This is a genomic window from Shigella dysenteriae (genome assembly GCF_022354085.1).
Lineage (GTDB): Bacteria > Pseudomonadota > Gammaproteobacteria > Enterobacterales > Enterobacteriaceae > Escherichia > Escherichia coli.
In genome coordinates this window covers 62,709-84,928 of sequence record NZ_CP055055.1, presented here as the reverse complement: position 1 = coordinate 84,928, position 22,220 = coordinate 62,709, and the positions used below count along the sequence as shown (strand labels likewise).

17 protein-coding genes are annotated in these 22,220 nt (G+C 53.2%); 8 read left to right on the top strand and 9 right to left on the bottom strand.

The features are described 5' to 3' along the window. Positions 1-116 precede the first annotated feature (116 nt). Genes argH through argC form a run of 3 tightly spaced genes read right to left on the bottom strand, consistent with a single transcriptional unit; the run spans position 117 to position 3,339 of the window. Complete coding sequence (gene argH / locus HUZ68_RS00420; protein WP_033814942.1) at positions 117-1,490, bottom strand: argininosuccinate lyase; 1,374 nt, start codon at positions 1,488-1,490, stop codon at positions 117-119. A gap of 60 nt (positions 1,491-1,550) precedes the next feature. Continuing rightward, the gene (argB, locus tag HUZ68_RS00415) at positions 1,551-2,327 is read right to left on the bottom strand and encodes an acetylglutamate kinase (protein WP_001302318.1); all 777 of its coding nucleotides are present in this window, start codon (positions 2,325-2,327) and stop codon (positions 1,551-1,553) included. 7 nt (positions 2,328-2,334) lie between these two features. Continuing rightward, positions 2,335-3,339: an N-acetyl-gamma-glutamyl-phosphate reductase gene (gene argC / locus HUZ68_RS00410; protein WP_000935370.1), complete on the bottom strand. Its 1,005-nt coding sequence runs from the start codon at positions 3,337-3,339 to the stop codon at positions 2,335-2,337. A gap of 153 nt (positions 3,340-3,492) precedes the next feature. Between argC and argE the strand changes: the two genes are divergently transcribed. The 4 genes from argE to HUZ68_RS00390 all read left to right on the top strand — a co-directional run bounded on the left by argE (position 3,493) and on the right by HUZ68_RS00390 (position 10,838). Continuing rightward, positions 3,493-4,644: an acetylornithine deacetylase gene (gene argE, locus HUZ68_RS00405; protein WP_001295506.1), complete on the top strand. Its 1,152-nt coding sequence runs from the start codon at positions 3,493-3,495 to the stop codon at positions 4,642-4,644. A gap of 597 nt (positions 4,645-5,241) precedes the next feature. Further along, entirely contained in the window at positions 5,242-7,893 is a 2,652-nt protein-coding gene (ppc, locus tag HUZ68_RS00400) for a phosphoenolpyruvate carboxylase (protein WP_001005577.1), read from the top strand. A gap of 182 nt (positions 7,894-8,075) precedes the next feature. Next, on the top strand, positions 8,076-9,809 hold the full coding sequence (locus HUZ68_RS00395) for a phosphoethanolamine transferase CptA (protein WP_033814944.1): 1,734 nt from the start codon (positions 8,076-8,078) through the stop codon (positions 9,807-9,809). A 219-nt stretch (positions 9,810-10,028) separates the two neighbouring features. Then, positions 10,029-10,838 (top strand): AraC family transcriptional regulator, encoded by an 810-nt coding sequence (locus HUZ68_RS00390; protein WP_239594005.1) that lies wholly within the window; start codon positions 10,029-10,031, stop codon positions 10,836-10,838. Here HUZ68_RS00390 and HUZ68_RS00385 read toward each other — a convergent pair. From HUZ68_RS00385 to HUZ68_RS00365, 5 genes are read right to left on the bottom strand one after another with little or no spacing between them, the layout of a single operon-like run. After that, the gene (locus tag HUZ68_RS00385; RefSeq protein ID WP_001612132.1) at positions 10,825-11,166 is read right to left on the bottom strand and encodes a PTS fructose-like transporter subunit IIB; all 342 of its coding nucleotides are present in this window, start codon (positions 11,164-11,166) and stop codon (positions 10,825-10,827) included. The two genes, HUZ68_RS00390 and HUZ68_RS00385, sit on opposite strands and share 14 nt — an antisense overlap. 1 nt (position 11,167) lies before the next feature. Next, a complete protein-coding gene (locus HUZ68_RS00380) occupies positions 11,168-12,046 on the bottom strand; it encodes a [formate-C-acetyltransferase]-activating enzyme (protein ID WP_033814946.1) in 879 nt (292 codons plus the stop codon). Continuing rightward, positions 12,012-14,309, bottom strand: coding sequence for a formate C-acetyltransferase (locus HUZ68_RS00375; RefSeq protein WP_021557393.1), 2,298 nt, complete (start codon positions 14,307-14,309; stop codon positions 12,012-12,014). The genes HUZ68_RS00380 and HUZ68_RS00375 overlap by 35 nt, the downstream gene beginning before the upstream one ends. A gap of 50 nt (positions 14,310-14,359) precedes the next feature. Next, a complete protein-coding gene (locus HUZ68_RS00370; protein ID WP_000161265.1) occupies positions 14,360-14,680 on the bottom strand; it encodes a PTS fructose-like transporter subunit IIB in 321 nt (106 codons plus the stop codon). Between the two features lie 14 nt (positions 14,681-14,694). Further along, the gene (locus HUZ68_RS00365) at positions 14,695-15,774 is read right to left on the bottom strand and encodes a PTS fructose transporter subunit EIIC (RefSeq protein ID WP_001004442.1); all 1,080 of its coding nucleotides are present in this window, start codon (positions 15,772-15,774) and stop codon (positions 14,695-14,697) included. 308 nt (positions 15,775-16,082) lie between these two features. Here HUZ68_RS00365 and ptsP point away from each other — a divergent pair, with 308 nt between their 5' ends. From ptsP to HUZ68_RS00345, 4 genes are all read left to right on the top strand, one after another. Next, positions 16,083-18,584 carry a phosphoenolpyruvate--protein phosphotransferase gene (gene ptsP / locus HUZ68_RS00360; protein WP_033814947.1) on the top strand — a complete coding sequence of 834 codons (2,502 nt, stop codon included), beginning with the start codon at positions 16,083-16,085 and terminating at the stop codon, positions 18,582-18,584. 11 nt (positions 18,585-18,595) lie between these two features. After that, a complete protein-coding gene (gene fsa, locus HUZ68_RS00355) occupies positions 18,596-19,258 on the top strand; it encodes a fructose-6-phosphate aldolase (RefSeq protein WP_000424856.1) in 663 nt (220 codons plus the stop codon). A gap of 10 nt (positions 19,259-19,268) precedes the next feature. Further along, positions 19,269-20,372: a bifunctional L-1,2-propanediol dehydrogenase/glycerol dehydrogenase gene (gene gldA, locus HUZ68_RS00350; RefSeq protein ID WP_000374011.1), complete on the top strand. Its 1,104-nt coding sequence runs from the start codon at positions 19,269-19,271 to the stop codon at positions 20,370-20,372. Positions 20,373-20,646: 274 nt separating this feature from the next. Continuing rightward, positions 20,647-21,264 carry a DUF1287 domain-containing protein gene (locus tag HUZ68_RS00345; protein WP_000647868.1) on the top strand — a complete coding sequence of 206 codons (618 nt, stop codon included), beginning with the start codon at positions 20,647-20,649 and terminating at the stop codon, positions 21,262-21,264. Between the two features lie 26 nt (positions 21,265-21,290). Here HUZ68_RS00345 and yijE read toward each other — a convergent pair whose 3' ends face one another. Continuing rightward, positions 21,291-22,196 carry a cystine transporter YijE gene (yijE, locus tag HUZ68_RS00340; RefSeq protein ID WP_001297632.1) on the bottom strand — a complete coding sequence of 302 codons (906 nt, stop codon included), beginning with the start codon at positions 22,194-22,196 and terminating at the stop codon, positions 21,291-21,293. Positions 22,197-22,220 lie beyond the last annotated feature (24 nt).

The window sequence follows — 22,220 nt, the reverse complement described above, 5'->3', positions numbered from 1 at the left end:
CTCAACTCGAATAACTAAAGCCAACGTGAACTTTTGCGGATCTCCAGGATCCGCTTTTTTTTGCCATAAAAAAGCCCGGCGATAAGCCAGGCTCAAATTTGTACATATAAATGTTCTTACCCCAACCGCGCCCTTGCAAAAGCAATCGCCTGCGCCACCTGCTGCAGTGAGACGCCGCCTTTTGCCGCACGCTTGTCGAGGCACGATTGCAGCGACAAAATCGGATAGACATCTTCGCCAATCACCGGGCTGAATTTCTGCAACTCGTCGAGCGGCAGTTCTTCCAGCGGTTTGCCCTGACGAATGGCTTCCACCACCGCTTCACCAACAATATGGTGCGCCTCGCGGAAAGGTACGCCTTTCGCCACCAGGTAATCCGCCAGTTCGGTGGCGTTGGCGTAACCCTGCTGAGCCGCTTCCTGGCAACGTGGACGTTTCACCTGAATGCCGTCCAGCACCAGCGCCGCCATATGCAGGCAGTCCAGCCAGGTATCGAGCGCGTCAAACAGACCTTCTTTGTCTTCCTGCATATCTTTGTTGTAAGCCAGCGGCAAACCTTTCAGCGTCATCATCATGCCGGTTAACGCACCCTGCACCCGACCGCATTTACCGCGAATCAGCTCCAGCGCATCCGGGTTTTTCTTCTGCGGCATTAATGATGAACCGGAAGTCACGCGGTCAGAAAGCTCCACAAACCCCGCTTCGCCGGTGTTAAAGAAAATCAGATCTTCAGCAAAACGCGACAGATGCACCATGCCGATAGCGGCAGCAGAAAGCAGTTCCAGCACGTGGTCACGGTCAGAAACGCTGTCGAGACTGTTACGGGTCGCTGAAGCAAAGCCCAGCCAGCCAGCTAACTGTTCACGGTCGATTTCATAAGCCGTTCCCGCCAGCGCGCCACAGCCTAACGGACTGACATCCAGACGCTTAAGCGCATCCTGCAAGCGGCTTTCATCACGCGCCAGCATCTCCACGTAAGCCAGGCACCAGTGTGCGAACGTCACCGGTTGAGCACGTTGCATGTGGGTGTAACCCGGCATCACCGCGTCCTGATTGTTTTGTGCGGTTTCCACCAGCGCCGATTGCAGCTGCCGGTTAGCCGTCAGTAACTCACTAACGGTATCTTTGCACCACAGTTTCAGGTCAGTCGCTACCTGATCATTACGACTACGCCCGGTATGCAGCTTTTTGCCTAACTGGCCCACTTTGTCGATCAGTTTGCCTTCCACCCAGCTATGGATATCTTCGGCGTCGCTTTCAAGGATTTGTTGTGGCCTGGCGCGAACATCTTCCAGCAGCACGTTCAGCGCCTCTTCCAGTTGCGCCTGCTCTTCTGCGGTTAACACGCCGACCGTTACCAGGGCTTTGGACCAGGCCACAGAGCCAACAATATCCTGCTCCGCCAGACGGTAATCAAAGCGCAGTGAGTCGTTGAATTGTTTGAACCGTTGATCTGCTGCCTGGGTAAAACGCCCGCCCCAAAGTGCCATAACTCTGTTTCCTTATTTTGAAATTCAATGCCGGAAAGCTACGCCTCCGGCCAACAAAACTTAAGCTAAAATCCGCGTACCCATCGGCATACCGTTAAACAGTGCCGGAAGCTGCTCCGCATGACGCCAGGAGGCGATATCTACCGGACGGCCCAACGTGCGCGCAGCATCCAGCGCCGCGTTCACTTTCACTATCATGCCGTCAGTAATAATGCCCTGCTCAATCAGTTGTTCTGCTTTCGCGGCGGTCATTTCGGCAATGCGTTGCCCTTTGCCGTCGAGAATGCCACTGACGTCGGAGAGCAAAATCAGATCCGCGCCCAGCGTTGCCGCCAGCGCCGTTGCCGCCTGGTCGGCATTGACGTTCATCAGTTGCCCTTCGTCTGTTACGCCAATGGAGCTGACCACCGGCAGATAACCGTTCTCCAGCAAGGAGTTGATAAGCTTAGGCGAACCTGGCTGCGCCAGTCCAACATGACCTAACTCTTCATCAAGCTGGGTCACTTTGACACTGTCGCCGTCACCGAGAAACAAACCTACGGCCGCAATCTGATGTTTCTTCGCCCATGCCAACAGGGTTTTATTTGCCGTTCCCGCCAGTGCTCCGGTGATAATGTCTATCTGATCCGCAGGCGTCACCCGCAGGCCGTTTTTCTTTTTCACCGGCAGATTCAGCCCTTTCATCAGCTCATCCACCACGCAACCGCCGCCGTGGACAATCACCAGCGGACGCTGATGTGACTCACGATAATTCACCAGTGCGCTAAACAGACGTTCCAGCGCCTCTTCACTATCCAGCAGTACGCCGCCCAGTTTGATAATTAATGGATTCATCATTGCACCCTTAAATAAGAGACTGCGTTTCCGCATAGCCGAAACGAATATTGGCGCACTGTACCGCTTGTGCCGCCGCGCCTTTCAGTAAGTTGTCTTCGGTCGCCACAATAATCAAATGCTCGCCCTGAACGGCAAACCCGATATCGCAAAATGGCAGCCCAACGACATTTTTCAGCGCCGGAACGCCTTTGTCATACAGCCGCACCAGCGGTTTATGGGCATACGCCTGCTGTAACACTTGCGCGACTTGCGCCTGGGTCACACCCGATTTCAGGCGGCAGGTAATGGTTTCGAGAATGCCGCGCGGGAAATTGCCCAGATGCGGGGTGAAGATAACGTCAGCACCGAGGTGTGTGGCGATCTCTGGTTGATGGCGATGAGTAAAGACGCCATACGGTTGCAGGCTAACTTCACAAAAACTATTTGAAATCGCTGCCTTACGTCCTGCACCGCTCACGCCGCTGGTGGCGTTGATCACCGGCCACTGATTGAGGTCAAGAAGATCGGCATCAATCAACGGTTTCAGCGCCAACTGTGCTGCCGTCGGATAACAGCCTGGCACCGCAATCAAATTCGCTTCTTTTAATTTATTACCGCACCACTCCGCCAGACCGTAGGCTGCCTGTTCCAGCAGTTCCGGGTATTGATGGGTAAAGCCGTAATATTTTTCATAGAAGGTGGCGTCGTTAACACGAAACGCGCCGGAAAGGTCGAACACCACGCAGCCCGCTTCAAGAAACTGCGGCGCTAAATCGTGGCTAACTTCATGGGCGGTGGCGAGAAACACCACGTCCACCCCTGGGCTAAACTCGCTGATATCCGACATCGGCTGCAACGGCAGATCAACGATGCCTTTTAGCTGCGGATGCAAATCGGAGATTAACTTTCCCGCATCATTGCTTTGCGCTGAAACAGTCAAAGCGGTTATGTTCATATGCGGATGGCGATTTACATAGGTCACTAGCTCTGCGCCAGCGTAGCCGCTGGCACCCACAATCAGCGTATTCAACATCGGGGCTATTCACCTTCTTATGTCTGGTTGCCAGGTTAAACGTAAAACATTCACCTTACGGCTGGTGGGTTTTATTACGCTCAACGTTAGTGTATTTTTATTCATAAATACTGCATGAATATTGATACTATCATGACCAGAGGTGTGTCAACAATGAAAAACAAATTACCGCCATTTATCGAGATTTACCGTGCTCTGATTGCCACACCTTCAATAAGCGCCACGGAAGAGGCACTCGATCAAAGCAATGCAGATTTAATCACTCTGCTGGCGGACTGGTTTAAAGATTTAGGCTTCAATGTGGAAGTGCAGCCTGTGCCAGGAACTCGCAACAAATTTAATATGCTGGCCAGTTGCGGACAGGGGGCTGGCGGCTTGTTGCTGGCGGGGCATACCGATACGGTGCCATTTGATGACGGTCGCTGGACGCGCGATCCGTTTACACTGACGGAGCATGACGGCAAGCTTTACGGCTTAGGCACCGCCGACATGAAAGGCTTTTTTGCGTTTATCCTTGATGCGCTACGCGATGTCGACGTCACGAAACTGAAAAAACCGCTCTACATTCTGGCGACTGCTGATGAAGAAACCAGTATGGCCGGAGCGCGTTATTTTGCCGAAACTACCGCCCTGCGCCCGGATTGCGCCATCATTGGCGAACCGACGTCACTACAACCGGTACGCGCACATAAAGGTCATATCTCTAACGCCATCCGTATTCAGGGCCAGTCGGGGCACTCCAGCGATCCAGCACGCGGAGTTAACGCTATCGAACTAATGCACGACGCCATCGGGCATATTTTGCAATTGCGCGATAACCTGAAAGAACGTTATCACTACGAAGCGTTTACCGTGCCATATCCTACGCTCAACCTCGGGCATATTCACGGTGGCGACGCTTCTAACCGTATTTGCGCTTGCTGTGAGTTGCATATGGATATTCGTCCGCTGCCTGGCATGACACTCAATGAACTTAATGGTTTGCTCAACGATGCATTGGCTCCGGTGAGCGAACGCTGGCCGGGTCGTCTGACGGTCGACGAGCTGCATCCGCCGATCCCTGGCTATGAATGCCCACCGAATCATCAACTGGTTGAAGTGGTTGAGAAATTGCTCGGAGCAAAGACCGAAGTGGTGAACTACTGTACCGAAGCGCCGTTTATTCAAACGTTATGCCCGACGCTGGTTCTGGGGCCTGGCTCAATTAATCAGGCTCATCAGCCTGATGAATATCTGGAAACACGGTTTATCAAGCCCACCCGCGAACTGATAACCCAGGTAATTCACCATTTTTGCTGGCATTAAAACGTAGGCCGGATAAGGCGCTCGCGCCGCATCCGGCACTGTTGTCAAACTCCAGTGCCGCAATAATGTCGGATGCGATGCTTGCGCATCTTATCCGACCTACAGTGACTCAAACGATGCCCAACCGTAGGCCGGATAAGGCGCTCGCGCCGCATCCGGCACTGTTGCCAAACTCCAGTGCCGCAATAATGTCGGATGCGATACTTGCGCATCTTATCCGACCGACAGTGACTCAAACGATGCCCAACCGTAGGCCGAATAAGGCGCTTGCGCCGCATCCGGCACTGTTGCCAAACTCCAGTGCCGCAATAATGTCGGATGCGATGCTTGCGCATCTTATCCGACCTACACCTTTGGTGTTAATTGAGGCGATTTTTTAACATTCCCATAAGTTACGCTTATTTAAAGCGTCGTGAATTTAATGACGTAAATTCCTGCTATTTATTCGTTTGCTGAAGCGATTTCGCAGCATTTGACGTCACCGCTTTTACGTGGCTTTATAAAAGACGACGAAAAGCAAAGCCCGAGCATATTCGCGCCAATGCGACGTGAAGGATACAGGGCTATCAAACGATAAGATGGGGTGTCTGGGGTAATATGAACGAACAATATTCCGCATTGCGTAGTAATGTCAGTATGCTCGGCAAAGTGCTGGGAGAAACCATCAAGGATGCGTTGGGAGAACACATTCTTGAACGCGTAGAAACTATCCGTAAGTTGTCCAAATCTTCACGCGCTGGCAATGATGCTAACCGCCAGGAGTTACTCACCACCTTACAAAATTTGTCGAACGACGAGCTGCTGCCCGTTGCACGTGCGTTTAGTCAGTTTCTGAACCTGGCCAACACCGCCGAGCAATACCACAGCATTTCGCCGAAAGGCGAAGCTGCCAGCAACCCGGAAGTGATCGCCCGCACCCTGCGCAAACTGAAAAACCAGCCGGAACTGAGCGAAGACACCATCAAAAAAGCAGTGGAATCGCTGTCGCTGGAACTGGTCCTCACGGCTCACCCAACCGAAATTACCCGTCGTACACTGATCCACAAAATGGTGGAAGTGAACGCCTGTTTAAAACAGCTCGATAACAAAGATATCGCTGACTACGAACACAACCAGCTGATGCGCCGCCTGCGCCAGTTGATCGCCCAGTCATGGCATACCGATGAAATCCGTAAGCTGCGTCCAAGCCCGGTAGATGAAGCCAAATGGGGCTTTGCCGTAGTAGAAAACAGCCTGTGGCAAGGCGTACCGAATTACCTGCGCGAACTGAACGAACAACTGGAAGAGAACCTCGGCTACAAACTGCCCGTCGAATTTGTTCCGGTCCGTTTTACCTCGTGGATGGGCGGTGACCGCGACGGCAACCCGAACGTCACTGCCGATATCACCCGCCACGTCCTGCTACTCAGCCGCTGGAAAGCCACCGATCTGTTCCTGAAAGATATTCAGGTTCTGGTTTCTGAACTGTCGATGGTTGAAGCGACCCCTGAACTGCTGGCGCTGGTTGGCGAAGAAGGTGCCGCAGAACCGTATCGCTATCTGATGAAAAACCTGCGTTCTCGCCTGATGGCGACACAGGCATGGCTGGAAGCGCGCCTGAAAGGCGAAGAACTGCCAAAACCAGAAGGCCTGCTGACACAAAACGAAGAACTGTGGGAACCGCTCTACGCTTGCTACCAGTCACTTCAGGCGTGTGGCATGGGTATTATCGCCAACGGCGATCTGCTCGACACCCTGCGCCGCGTGAAATGTTTCGGCGTACCGCTGGTCCGTATTGATATCCGTCAGGAAAGCACCCGCCATACCGAAGCGCTGGGCGAGCTGACCCGCTACCTCGGTATCGGCGACTACGAAAGCTGGTCAGAGGCCGACAAACAGGCGTTCCTGATCCGCGAACTGAACTCCAAACGTCCGCTTCTGCCGCGCAACTGGCAACCAAGCGCCGAAACGCGCGAAGTGCTCGATACCTGCCAGGTGATTGCCGAAGCACCGCAAGGCTCCATTGCCGCCTACGTGATCTCGATGGCGAAAACGCCGTCCGACGTGCTGGCTGTCCACCTGCTGCTGAAAGAAGCGGGTATCGGGTTTGCGATGCCGGTTGCTCCGCTGTTTGAAACTCTCGATGACCTGAACAACGCCAACGATGTCATGACTCAGTTGCTGAATATCGACTGGTATCGCGGCCTGATTCAGGGCAAACAGATGGTGATGATTGGCTATTCCGACTCAGCAAAAGATGCGGGCGTGATGGCAGCGTCCTGGGCGCAATATCAGGCACAGGATGCATTAATCAAAACCTGCGAAAAAGCGGGTATTGAGCTGACGTTGTTCCACGGTCGCGGCGGTTCCATTGGTCGCGGCGGCGCACCTGCTCATGCGGCGCTGCTGTCACAACCGCCAGGAAGCCTGAAAGGTGGCCTGCGCGTGACTGAACAGGGCGAGATGATCCGCTTTAAATATGGTCTGCCAGAAATCACCGTCAGCAGCCTGTCGCTTTACACCGGGGCGATTCTGGAAGCCAACCTGCTGCCACCACCTGAGCCGAAAGAGAGCTGGCGTCGCATTATGGATGAACTATCAGTCATCTCCTGCGATCTCTACCGTGGCTACGTACGTGAAAACAAAGATTTTGTGCCTTACTTCCGCTCCGCTACGCCGGAACAGGAACTGGGCAAACTACCGTTGGGTTCACGTCCGGCGAAACGTCGCCCAACCGGCGGCGTCGAGTCATTACGCGCCATTCCGTGGATCTTCGCCTGGACGCAAAACCGTCTGATGCTCCCCGCCTGGCTGGGTGCAGGTACGGCGCTGCAAAAAGTGGTCGAAGATGGCAAACAGAGCGAGCTGGAGGCTATGTGCCGCGATTGGCCATTCTTCTCGACGCGTCTCGGCATGCTGGAGATGGTCTTCGCCAAAGCAGACCTGTGGCTGGCGGAATACTATGACCAACGCCTGGTAGACAAAGCACTGTGGCCGTTAGGTAAAGAGTTACGCAATCTGCAAGAAGAAGACATCAAAGTGGTGCTGGCGATTGCCAACGATTCCCATCTGATGGCCGATCTGCCGTGGATTGCAGAGTCTATTCAGCTACGGAATATTTACACCGACCCGCTGAACGTATTGCAAGCCGAGTTGCTGCACCGCTCCCGCAAGGCAGAAAAAGAAGGGCAGGAACCGGATCCTCGCGTCGAGCAGGCGTTAATGGTCACTATTGCCGGGATTGCGGCAGGTATGCGTAATACCGGCTAATCTTCCTCTCCTGCAAACCCTCGTGCTTTTGCGCGAGGGTTTTCTGAAATACTTCTGTTCTAACACCCTCGTTTTCAATATATTTCTGTCTGCATTTTATTCAAATTCTGGATATCCCTTCAGATATCCTTAAGGAATTGTCGGTACATTCGGCGATATTTTTTTCAAGACAGGTTCTTACTATGCATTCCACAGAAGTCCAGGCTAAACCTCTTTTTAGCTGGAAAGCCCTGGGTTGGGCACTGCTCTACTTTTGGTTTTTCTCTACTCTGCTACAGGCCATTATTTACATCAGTGGTTATAGTGGCACTAACGGCATTCGCGACTCGCTGTTATTCAGCTCGCTGTGGTTAATTCCGGTATTCCTCTTTCCGAAGCGGATCAAAATTATTGCCGCAGTGATCGGCGTGGTGCTATGGGCGGCCTCTCTGGCGGCGCTGTGCTACTACGTCATCTACGGTCAGGAGTTCTCGCAGAGCGTTCTGTTTGTGATGTTCGAAACCAACACCAACGAAGCCAGCGAGTATTTAAGCCAGTATTTCAGCCTGAAAATTGTGCTTATCGCGCTGGCCTATACGGCGGTGGCAGTTCTGCTGTGGACACGCCTGCGTCCGGTCTATATTCCAAAGCCGTGGCGTTATGTTGTCTCTTTTGCCCTGCTTTATGGCTTGATTCTGCATCCGATCGCCATGAATACGTTTATCAAAAACAAGCCGTTTGAGAAAACGTTGGATAACCTGGCCTCGCGTATGGAGCCTGCCGCACCGTGGCAATTCCTGACCGGCTATTATCAGTATCGTCAGCAACTAAACTCGCTAACAAAGCTACTGAATGAAAATAATGCCTTGCCGCCGCTGGCTAATTTCAAAGATGAATCGGGTAACGAACCGCGCACCTTAGTGCTGGTGATTGGCGAGTCAACCCAGCGTGGACGCATGAGTCTGTACGGTTATCCGCGTGAAACCACGCCGGAGCTGGATGCGCTGCATAAAACCGATCCGAATCTAACCGTGTTTAATAACGTAGTTACGTCTCGTCCGTACACCATTGAAATCCTGCAACAGGCGCTGACCTTTGCCAATGAAAAGAACCCGGATCTGTATCTGACGCAGCCGTCGCTGATGAACATGATGAAACAGGCGGGTTATAAAACCTTCTGGATCACCAACCAGCAGACGATGACCGCCCGCAATACCATGCTGACGGTATTTTCGCGCCAGACCGACAAGCAGTACTACATGAACCAGCAACGTACGCAGAGTGCGCGTGAATACGACACTAACGTGCTGAAGCCGTTCCAGGAAGTGCTGAATGACCCTGCGCCGAAGAAACTGATCATTGTTCATCTGCTGGGTACGCATATCAAATACAAATACCGCTACCCGGAAAATCAGGGCAAGTTTGATGGCAATACCGATCATGTTCCACCGGGATTAAGCGCAGAAGAGCTGGAGTCATATAACGATTACGACAACGCTAACCTGTATAACGATCATGTGGTTGCCAGCCTGATTAAAGACTTTAAAGCGGCAGACCCGAACGGATTCCTGGTTTACTTCTCTGACCACGGTGAAGAGGTTTACGACACACCGCCGCACAAAACTCAGGGGCGTAACGAAGACAACCCGACGCGTCATATGTATACCATTCCGTTCCTGCTGTGGACGTCGGAAAAATGGCAAGCGACTCATCCGCGTGATTTCTCACAGGATGTTGATCGTAAATACAGCCTGGCGGAACTGATCCACACCTGGTCAGATTTGGCGGGCTTATCTTACGACGGTTACGATCCAACCCGTTCAGTGGTGAATCCGCAGTTCAAAGAAACTACCCGCTGGATTGGTAACCCGTACAAGAAAAACGCGCTGATCGATTACGACACGCTGCCGTATGGCGATCAGATGGGTAATCAGTAATTATCAGCCAGGCGCTATTTGCCGGATGCGACGCTTGACGCGTCTTATCCGGCCTACAGATCGCGGCGGTAGACTGGATAAGGCGTTTACGCCACATCCGGCAATACAACTGCCGCAATGTTTACATCGAACTCCCCTCAGGCCACACCACACTTTTCAGGTGGCCTTTTTTAATAATGCCAGTTACTGTTTTCCCGTCTACATACCTAAGGGAATAACATGTATCACGACGTCAGCTATCTGCTCTCTCGCCTGATCAACGGCCCGGTGCCCGATCTTGCGTATCAGGTCGATTTTCCACGGCTGGAAATTGTGCTGGAAGGTGAGTTTGTTGATACCGGCGCTGGAGCAACGTTAGTTCCCGGCGATGTGCTGTACGTTGCCGCTGGTGGCTGGAATTTTCCACAATGGCAAGCCCCCGCCACTACCTTTAGCGTGCTGTTTGGCAAACAGCAACTCGGCTTCAGCGTCGTGCAATGGGATGGCAAACAATATCAAAATCTGGCGAAGCAACACGTCGCCCGGCGCGGCCCACGCATAGGTTCTTTTCTGCTACAAACGCTCAATGAAATGCAAATGCAGCCGCAGGAGCAGCAAACGGCAAAGCTTATCGTCGCCAGCCTGCTTAGCCACTGCCGCGATTTGCTCGGCAGCCAAATCCAGACCGCCTCACGCAGCCAGGCATTATTCGAAGCTATTCGTGATTATATCGACGAACGCTATGCCTCCGCGCTTACCCGCGAATCTGTCGCACAGGCATTCTATATTTCACCAAACTATCTCTCGCACCTGTTTCAAAAAACGGGGACCATTGGTTTTAACGAATACCTGAATCACACGCGACTGGAGCACGCTAAGACGTTATTGAAAGGCTATGACCTGAAGGTAAAAGAAGTGGCGCACGCCTGCGGCTTTGTCGACAGCAACTACTTCTGCCGTCTGTTTCGTAAAAACACCGAACGCTCGCCGTCGGAATATCGTCGGCAGTACCACAGCCAACTGACAGAAAAACCGACTACTCCAGAATAAGATGGGTTTGCTGCGGCGCAGAAAGCACTTTGCGCACCGCGCTCATTACCCGCTGCGGCTCACGCAGGAATGCGTAGATGCTGCATTGCACATAGCGGCAATGTTCAAATCGCTCGGCACCGGCAAGCTCGATATCCGTAATCAACAGAGCAACATCCGCCCGACGGATATCCTCGTCCGCTAAACGATTCTCCGTTCCCAGCGCGCCCTGAGTTTCAATGCTGATGCCCCACTTCTCTAACAGGCACAACTTTTCCAGCCGTTCCGCCGCCATATAAGTATGCGCCACGCCACTGACGCAGGCGGTTACTGCCACCAGGTATGCCATTTTAACCTCCCACGGTAACCTGAAATCCGGCCCGTTCTGCCATTTCGCGCATCGTTGTCACATCGGCTGACGACGGCGCAAGCACCTCTTTCATCGACCATGTTTTCCCCAGCAGGCGGTATTTCGGTTCGCCGTACTGATGAAACGGTAACAGATGGATCTGCCTGATTTTCAGCGGGATCAGTACATCCAGCGCCTGCTGCATATTCTCCCGGCTGAGCGTGAAACCAGGGATCAGCGGTAAACGTGGGATCACGTTGACACCCTCACTCACCAGCAAACGCAGATTCTCCATCACGCGTGGCAGGTTCATCTTCACCACATCCCGCGCCTGAGTCGCATCCATGATTTTTAAATCGAACAACACTTCATCGCACAATTTCGCCAGTGGTAACAGCTTGCTGGCTGGTGCGTCTCCGGCAGTTTCAATGGCGCATGACACACCCCACAGCCGCAGTCGCTGTAAAAAACGGGTAGCAAACTCCGCCTGCATTAACACTTCGCCGCCAGAAAGCGTGACGCCGCCGCCGGACGTGCGAAAGAAAATGTCATCTTTCATCACTTCCCGTTCCAGCGCGTCAAGGCTGATATCGCGACCAATCCGTTCAAACGCCCCGGAGGGGCATTCATCCGCATCACGCAAACATTTCGCACAGTGCAGACATTTCGCCTCTCTGCGTACCGTCTGGATTTTGCCGGAGATCGACTCCGGATTAGCACACCACGGGCAAAGATGCGGACAGCCTTTAAAAAAGACCACCGTACGAATGCCCTCGCCGTCATTCAGTGAATAACGCTGAATGTTGAAAATACGCGCCACATCATTGCGGCGCGTTTCCACAACGTTACAGCTGATGCGCTGTCCGGCGGATGATGTCATCCTGGATCTCCTTCGACAGTTCGACAAAGAAGGCGCTGTATCCGGCAACGCGCACCACCAGCCCGGCATAATCTTGTGGGCGCTGTTGTGCTTCCCGCAACGTGTCGGCGTTCACCACGTTAAACTGAATATGCTGCAACTTAAGCTGGGTAAACGCCCGTAAGAAGTCGGCCAGTTTGCGTAATCCCGCTTCACCTTCCAGGGTCGCCGGAGTGAATTTCACGTTCAGCAACGTACCGTTAGACAGCAGCGTGTTATCGAGCTTACTGACTGACTTCAGTACCGCTGTTGGCCCTTGTGCGTCCTGGCCCAGCATGGGTGACAAGCCGCCGTCTGCCAGCTGTTCTCCGGCAAAACGACCGTCTGGCGTCGCGCCAACCACCGATCCCAACGGGACGTGAGCAGAAACGGTATACGATCCCGGCGTGAAGTAACCGCCGCGCGGGTTCTGGTATTTTTCCACTTCTTTGCAGTAGTGGCGCAACAGTTCGGCGCTAATGTTATCCACCTCGTCGATATCGTTACCGTATTTCTCAAAGCGGTTAATTAAGCGAGCGCGGACTTTTTCGCCTTCTGGCGTTGCAAAGTTGGCTTTTAATACCGACAGCAATTCGTCAAAACTTAAACGCTGTTGATCAAAAACCATCCCTTTCAACGCATGGAGAGAATCGCTCAGGTTGGCGATACCAATTCCCTGTACGCCGGAGAAGTTATAACGCGCGCCGCCATCGGTAATATCGCGACCTTTTTCCAGACAATCGCTGATAAAAGACGAGAGCAGCGGTACAGGTGCCCAGTCGCGATGGCCGATATCACAAATATTGCTGCCCTCAACCATCAGGGTGATGTAGTGGCTGATCTTGGCGCGGATCTGCTCCAGTAAACCTTCATAAGTCAGCGCAGCATTGCCTTCATTTTCATGCAGGCAGATTTCCATCACTTTCAGCAGATTAAACATCGCGATGTCATGCAAGCCGTAGGTTCTGCCGGGAATAGATAATTCCACACAGCCCACTACGGAATAGTCGCGCGCATCTTCCAGCGAAACGCCACGGTTGAGGAACGCTGGCACCACCACTTCATCGTTAAAGATTTGCGGAATACCGGTGCCGAGGCGAATGGTTTCTGCGGTTTTCATCAGGAACGGCGTGTCGATCAAGGCGTTAGTGCGCACCCCTAGGTTCGGTTGCGGTAATTGTACGCTTTGATAGGCATCGAGGCAGAGGAACGAAAGCACGTTCACCGCGCTACGTCCGTTCTCGGTTAACCCGCCGAGCAGTGCGGTATAGCCAGTCGGGAAACCTGCGAAATAACGCGCGCTGCTGGTGGAGCGCAACAGCACAATGTCGTTGCATTTCACCCATAAAGATTCGAGCAGTTCTTTCAGGAACGCCGGATCTTCGCCCTGGGTTAAAGATGCCTGATAGAACGGCAACATATACTGGTCGAAGCGCCCTAAAGACAGCGAACTGGCGTTGGATTCGTATTGCAGAATGATGTTCATGTACCAGAATAACTGGCACGCCTGCCAGAACGTCTGCGGCTTATGTTCGGCGTTATGGCGGGAGATCTCCGCAATAGTCAGCAGTTCTTCGCGACGCTGGGCATCAGTGCAGCTTGCCGCCATCGTTTCCGCCAGTTCGGCGTAACGCAAAATGTGTTTCTGCGAGGCTTCGAGCAGTAACAGCGCTGCCTGATAAAAGTGATTCTCCGGCTGTTGCTGACAATGTTGCTGCATCTGCGCTACCAGCTCACCCAGCCCGTGATTCAGCAGGCGCGGGTAATCAATAATAATGTGCCCCTGGCCTTTATCCGTCTGGTTGATGCTGAAAATCTGAGTGCTGGTCGCGGCTTTTACTTCATCCGTCATCTGCCCGTTAATGAAATCTTTCATCGAACGTTTTTCCCAGTACGGGAACAACTCTTCGCGGTAGATACGTTTATCTTCTTCGCTGATAGCAAAGCGGTCCTGCGGACGCGTCGGGAATTGATCCAGCTCTTTCAGCAGCCAGTAAGGGTCCATTTCCGGCGACATAATTCCGGCGCGCGGTTTTACGGTGCGGTTACCGGCAATCAGTTCTTCATCACGAATCGAAATTTCAACATGTTCAAGGATATACGCTGTTGCTTTCGCCCGGCGCAATATCACCGGTTCGCCTTCGGTTTGCCGATGGCTGGCGGTATAAAGCAGCGCACGCTCCAGCGAGATTTCACGGGTATTGGCAAACAGTGCAGTTTTGAGGCGAGAGATACGATTCGTCATGAGGAACTCCTGTGGGAAAGCGAACCCGCCCTTACGGGCGGGATAAGAACTTAAGCGGTTTGCGCCAGGTGAGCTTCAATTTTGCTCATAATGGCGTCAGCGCGTTTAACCGCATCGCTGATGTTGACGCGCACGATGGTCTTGCCAGCAAAACGCTCTTCAAACTTGATGCCGATATCTTTGGTCAGAATCACCATATCGGCGCTCGCCACGTCTTCCGCTGTCAGTTCATTTTCCAGACCAATTGACCCCTGGGTTTCTACTTTCACTTCCCAGCCTTTCGCTTTCGCGGCACTTTCCAGCGCCTCTGCCGCCATATAAGTATGGGCAACACCAGATGGACACGCGGTTACTGCAATAATTTTCGTCATGGCTCGTTCCTCAATTAATTAATTTCAAAATCCAAATCCAGGTCGTCTTCTTTTTCATCAGTCGAAGACCCATTTTTACGCGCCAGACTTTTCAGCACGTTCACACAAACAGCCGTCACCACTGCTCCGACAGCCACTGCTGCGATATAACCCAGCTTGCCTTCAACCACCGGCAGCACAATCAGACCACCCCAGCCTGCATAGCACTGCGCACCGACCAGCGCCGCAGTTACTGCACCACAAACTGAACCAACCATGATGGAAGGAATTACACGTAACGGATCGGCTGCGGCGAAAGGAATCGCCCCTTCAGTAACCCCAACGCACCCCATCACCAGCGCCGCTTTACCGGTTTCGCGCTCTTCTGCGGAGAAATTTTTACGACCAATCAGCGTCGCCAGCCCCATCCCCAGCGGCGGGATACAAATACCCACGGCAGCAATGGCCACCACGGTATAAACCCCCTGAGCAACGCAAATCAGCATGAAGGCATAGGCCACTTTGTTAACCGGACCGCCCATATCGAACGCCAGCATCAGTCCCATGATCACCGCCAGCATAACAATGCTGCCCTGCTGCATCCCCTGAAGCCACTGAGTCAGGCTGTTGGTCAACGCCCCTACAGGCTCGCCCAAGCCCCACATCATGATGCCTGCGGTAATCAGTGTGCCGATGATAGGAATAATGAAGATAGGCATCACCGAGCGCAGAACTTTATGCACCGGAATTTTCTTCAGGTAATGCACCACGATGCCGCCGATAATCCCGGCGATCAGCGCACCAAAGAAGCCCGCACCAAAGCTGTTACCAACCCAGGCACCGATAGCGCACGGGGCCAGCGCAGAACGCTCTGCAATGGAGTAACCAATGTAAGCGGCGAGGAAAGGCACCATCAGCGTCAAACCTGCAACGCCGATATCAAACAGTTTTTTCAAATTCGGATCGGCTACGGCATCCGGCACTGCGCCTTTGCCATACAACATGACGGAAACCGCCAGCAAAATACCGCCCGATACCACGAAGGGAATCATGTGTGATACGCCCGTCATTAAATGCTGACGGGTATTTTTCAGGATCTGCACCAACTCATTCATAAGCTGCTCCCGGGCTTGCGAAAGCCCATGTCCATATTTTTGATGGAGGAAACAATAGGCAATCGCAGGCGGAGCAAACAGTGGATAAAAAGGCCATTTACTGGACTTTTGTAATATCAGTACAAAAATGCGATCCGCCTCATAACTTGCGATAATCCGGAAGCATGCCGCAAAACGGCGTCTTGTGAGACGCGTCGCAAATTGACGGTTACATTACATTTGTCCAGCTTTTGGCAGATTTGTCACATGGCAGGCCGTTGCCGTGCGCTCTTATCCTGTAAACAGAAAACCGTACCGGGAGAGAGGCAATGGCCCTGATTGTGGAATTTATTTGTGAGCTACCTAACGGCGTACATGCACGTCCGGCAAGCCACGTTGAAACGCTGTGTAATACTTTTTCATCACAAATTGAGTGGCATAACCTGCGCACTGATCGCAAGGGCAACGCCAAAAGCGCCCTTGCGCTGATTGGCACCGATACGCTGGTGGGCGATAACTGCCAGTTACTGATTTCCGGGGCCGACGAACAGGAAGCGCACCAGCGTTTAAGCCAATGGCTGCGCGATGAATTCCCCCACTGCGACGCACCGCTGGCGGAAGTAAAATCTGACGAGCTGGAGCCGCTGCCGGTTTCACTCACTAATTTGAATCCGCGCATTATTCGCGCCCGCACCGTGTGCAGCGGTAGCGCAGGTGGCATTCTGACGCCGATCTCTTCTTTAGATCTCAACGCGCTGGGTAATCTTCCCGCCGCCAACGGCGTTGACGCCGAGCAATCCGCGCTGGAAAACGGCCTGACGCTGGTACTGAAAAACATTGAGTTTCGTCTGCTGGATAGCGACGGTGCTACCAGCGCGATTCTGGAAGCGCACCGATCCCTGGCTGGCGATACTTCCCTGCGCGAACATTTACTGGCAGGTGTCAGCGCCGGATTAAGCTGCGCCGAAGCGATTGTCGCCAGTGCGAATCACTTTTGCGAAGAGTTCGCCCGTTCCAGCAGCAGCTACCTGCAAGAACGTGCCCTGGACGTACGCGACGTCTGCTTCCAGTTACTCCAGCAAATCTACGGTGAGCAACGCTTCCCGGCACCGGGCAAACTGACGCAGCCCGCCATATGTATGGCTGATGAACTAACTCCCAGCCAGTTCCTCGAACTGGATAAAAATCACCTCAAAGGATTGTTGCTCAAAAGCGGCGGCACCACGTCACATACGGTGATCCTTGCCCGTTCGTTCAACATTCCGACGCTGGTTGGTGTGGATATTGATGCCCTTACTCCGTGGCAGCATCAAACGATTTATATCGACGGCAACGCCGGGGCGATTGTGGTTGAGCCAGGGGAAGCCGTAGCTCGTTATTATCAGCAAGAAGCCCGCGTACAGGACGCCCTTCGTGAGCAACAGCGTGTCTGGCTGACCCAACAAGCCCGTACCGCTGACGGTATCCGCATTGAAATTGCCGCTAACATCGCTCACTCCGTGGAAGCGCAGGCCGCATTCGGCAATGGTGCGGAAGGCGTTGGTTTGTTCCGCACTGAAATGCTCTATATGGATCGCACCAGTGCACCGGGCGAAAGCGAGCTGTACAACATTTTTTGTCAGGCGCTGGAGTCCGCCAACGGACGCAGCATTATTGTGCGCACTATGGACATTGGCGGCGACAAACCCGTTGATTATCTGAACATTCCGGCAGAAGCTAACCCGTTCCTCGGTTATCGCGCTGTGCGTATTTATGAAGAATACGCCTCGCTGTTCACCACACAACTACGGTCGATCCTGCGCGCCTCCGCTCACGGCAGCCTGAAAATCATGATCCCGATGATCTCTTCAATGGAAGAGATTTTATGGGTGAAAGAAAAACTGGCGGAAGCCAAACAGCAACTGCGTAACGAACACATTCCGTTTGATGAGAAGATCCAGCTCGGCATTATGCTGGAAGTGCCGTCGGTGATGTTCATCATCGATCAATGCTGCGAAGAGATTGATTTCTTTAGTATTGGTAGTAATGACCTGACGCAATATCTGCTGGCGGTGGATCGCGATAACGCTAAGGTTACTCGTCACTACAACAGCCTGAATCCGGCATTCTTGCGGGCGCTCGATTACGCCGTGCAAGCAGTGCATCGCCAGGGCAAATGGATTGGTCTGTGCGGTGAGCTGGGAGCGAAAGGTTCCGTGCTGCCGTTGCTGGTCGGTTTAGGGCTGGATGAACTCAGCATGAGCGCACCGTCAATTCCGGCGGCGAAAGCGCGAATGGCGCAACTTGATAGCCGTGAGTGCCGCCAGTTGCTCAACCAGGCAATGGCCTGCCGTACTTCGCTGGAAGTGGAACATCTGCTGGCGCAATTCCGCATGACCCAACAGGACGCACCACTGGTCACCGCCGAGTGCATCACGCTGGAAAGCGACTGGCGCAGCAAAGAAGAAGTACTCAAAGGCATGACCGATAACCTGCTGCTGGCGGGCCGCTGCCGCTATCCGCGTAAACTGGAAGCCGACTTGTGGGCGCGCGAGTCCGTTTTCTCTACCGGTCTGGGCTTTAGTTTTGCCATTCCCCACAGCAAATCAGAACACATTGAGCAATCCACCATCAGCGTAGCGCGTCTGCAAGCGCCGGTGCGCTGGGGCGATGATGAAGCGCAATTCATCATTATGTTAACCCTGAACAAACACGCTGCGGGCGATCAGCACATGCGCATTTTCTCGCGCCTCGCTCGCCGCATCATGCACGAAGAATTCCGTAACGCGCTGGTTAACGCCGCCTCTGCCGACGCTATCGCCAGCCTGCTGCAACATGAACTGGAACTGTAAAAGGAAACATCATGGAACTGTATCTGGACACCGCTAACGTCGCAGAAGTCGAACGTCTGGCACGCATATTCCCGATTGCCGGGGTGACAACTAACCCGAGCATTATCGCTGCCAGCAAGGAGTCCATCTGGGAAGTGCTGCCGCGTCTGCAAAAAGCGATTGGTGATGAGGGCATTCTGTTTGCTCAGACCATGAGCCGCGACGCGCAGGGGATGGTGAAAGAAGCGAAGCGTCTGCGCGACGCCATTCCGGGCATTGTGGTGAAAATCCCGGTGACTTCCGAAGGTCTGGCAGCAATTAAAATACTGAAAAAAGAGGGTATTACTACACTTGGCACCGCTGTATATAGCGCCGCACAAGGGTTATTAGCCGCACTGGCAGGGGCAAAATACGTTGCTCCGTATGTTAACCGCGTAGATGCCCAGGGCGGGGACGGCATTCGTACGGTTCAGGAGCTGCAAGCGCTGTTAGAAATGCACGCACCAGAAAGCATGGTGCTGGCGGCCAGCTTTAAAACGCCGCGTCAGGCGCTGGACTGTTTACTGGCAGGATGTGAATCCATCACCCTGCCCTTAGATGTAGCGCAACAAATGCTCAACACCCCTGCGGTAGAGTCAGCTATAGAGAAGTTCGAACACGACTGGAATGCCGCATTTGGCACTACTCATCTCTAAAGGAGCAATTATGGACCGCATTATTCAATCACCGGGTAAATACATCCAGGGCGCTGATGTGATTAATCGTCTGGGCGAATACCTGAAGCCGCTGGCAGAACGCTGGTTAGTGGTGGGTGACAAATTTGTTTTAGGTTTTGCTCAATCCACTGTCGAGAAAAGCTTTAAAGATGCTGGACTGGTAGTAGAAATTGCGCCGTTTGGCGGTGAATGTTCGCAAAATGAGATCGACCGTCTGCGTGGCATCGCGGAGACTGCGCAGTGTGGCGCAATTCTCGGTATCGGTGGCGGAAAAACTCTCGATACTGCCAAAGCACTGGCACATTTCATGGGTGTTCCGGTAGCGATCGCACCGACTATCGCCTCTACCGATGCACCGTGCAGCGCATTGTCTGTTATCTACACCGATGAGGGTGAGTTTGACCGCTATCTGCTGTTGCCAAATAACCCGAATATGGTCATTGTCGACACCAAAATCGTCGCTGGCGCACCTGCACGTCTGTTAGCGGCGGGTATCGGCGATGCGCTGGCGACCTGGTTTGAAGCGCGTGCCTGCTCTCGTAGCGGTGCGACCACCATGGCGGGCGGCAAGTGCACTCAGGCGGCGCTGGCGCTGGCTGAACTGTGCTACAACACCTTGCTGGAAGAAGGCGAAAAAGCGATGCTCGCCGCCGAACAGCATGTAGTGACTCCGGCACTGGAACGCGTGATTGAAGCGAACACTTATTTAAGCGGTGTTGGCTTTGAAAGCGGTGGTCTGGCGGCAGCGCACGCGGTGCATAATGGCCTGACTGCCATTCCTGATGCCCATCACTATTATCACGGTGAAAAAGTGGCATTTGGTACACTGACGCAGCTGGTACTGGAAAACTCGCCGGTTGAGGAAATCGAAACCGTAGCTGCGCTTAGCCATGCGGTAGGTTTGCCAATAACTCTCGCTCAACTGGATATTAAAGAAGATGTCCCGGCGAAAATGCAAATTGTGGCAGAAGCGGCATGTGCAGAAGGTGAAACCATCCACAACATGCCTGGCGGCGCGACGCCAGATCAGGTTTACGCCGCTCTGCTGGTAGCCGACCAGTACGGTCAGCGTTTCCTGCAAGAGTGGGAATAACCTACTCCAAACTCCCGGCTTGTCCGGGAGTTTGAACGCAAAATTGCCTGATGCGCTACGCTTATCAGGCCTACGCAATCTCTGCAATATATTGAATTTGCGTGCTTTTGTAGGCCGAATAAGGCGTTCACTCCGCATCCGGCACTCTGTGCCAGTAATCTGAAACTCCCACGTTGTTCAGGAATTTTTTATCCGCTTCTGGACATTTTCTCTACAGAACAATCGTTAGCCCGGAAGGTCGAATCTGTGACTCTTATTTTCACGGACGAACCAGATGAAAGCTTCACTGGCGCTGCTCAGCCTGCTAACGGCATTTACCAGCCACTCCTTAAAATCTCCCGCCATTCCACCAACCGTGGTACAAATCCAGGCCAATACCAACCTTGCCATCGCAGACGGTGCCAGACAGCAAATTGGCAGCACGCTATTTTACGATCCGGCGTATGTGCAGCTTACTTATCCTGGCGGTGATGTCCCGCAAGAACGCGGCGTATGTTCCGATGTGGTGATCCGCGCATTGCGCAGCCAGAAGGTCGATTTGCAGAAACTGGTTCACGAAGATATGGCGAAGAATTTTGCCGATTATCCGCAAAAGTGGAAGTTAAAGCGCCCGGACAGCAACATCGATCACCGTCGGGTGCCTAATCTGGAAACCTGGTTTACCCGCCACGATAAAACACGCCCCATCAGCAAGAACCCCAGTGACTATCAAGCGGGCGATATTGTCTCCTGGCGATTAGATAACGGGCTGGCACATATTGGGGTGGTTTCAGATGGCTTCGCCCGCGACGGTACGCCGCTGGTGATACATAACATTGGCGCAGGCGCGCAGGAAGAAGATGTGCTGTTTAGCTGGCGGATGGTGGGGCATTATCGTTATTTTGTTAAATAAGCGATCGCCCCACATGAAGAAAAAATTCAGATGCTTTTTACACTGACAGCTTCTTTTTTCTTACGGCTCACCAGCGCCAGTGCCAGCACAATCAGCACAATACCGCTACCTTCAACGGCCCCCGGATTCTCACCGAGCAGCCACCAGGAAAAGAGTACGCCGCAAACGGGAACGGCCAGCGTGCTTAAGCTGGCAATACTGGCAGGCAAGTTTTTCAATACAAACAACCATAAGCTCCACGCCAGCGCCGTCGCCAGAATCGCACTGTAGGCCAGCGCCCAGAACACGGTGGGCTGCCAGTCAATTTCACGTTGCGGCACCAGTAAAGCGACCACACTCATCACCAGCGCCGCATAGAGCATCTGCCAGGATGTTAACGATAATAAATCCACGCGCGGATGACGGGTGTATAGGCGTTTAGCAACAATCGCGCTCGCCCCCCAACTGACGCCGGAGAGGATTGCCAGCATGGCACTTTTCATTGAAGAGAAATCGAGTTGCCACGGCTGCAACACCAAAAATAAGCCGAAAGCGGCAATCAGTATCGCGAAATATTGCCCACGTCGCAGGCGTTCACCGAGAAACAACGCGGCGAAAATCACCACCCAGAACGGCATGGTATAGCTTAGGATCGCCACCTTCCCCGCTCCGCCGCTGACCAGCGCCCACTGCGCCAGGCCAACCATCCCGCAGGTTTGTAACAGGGCAATGGCTAAGGTGTATTTAAACGGTGTCGGGCGCATTCCGCGACCACGTAATAAAAGGACGATGAATAAAACGAGAGCGCCGAAAATGCAGCGTAAGGCGGTAAAGTCGAAGGCACCGATGTAGCTGGTGACTTGCTTCATGAAAATCCAGCTATAACTCCAGATAAGTGTGAGCACAACCAGGCCACTGATTGCCAGTGGGTTGCTCTTTCCTGCGGCAGACATGAGAGATCCAGTGTGTAGTTTTCC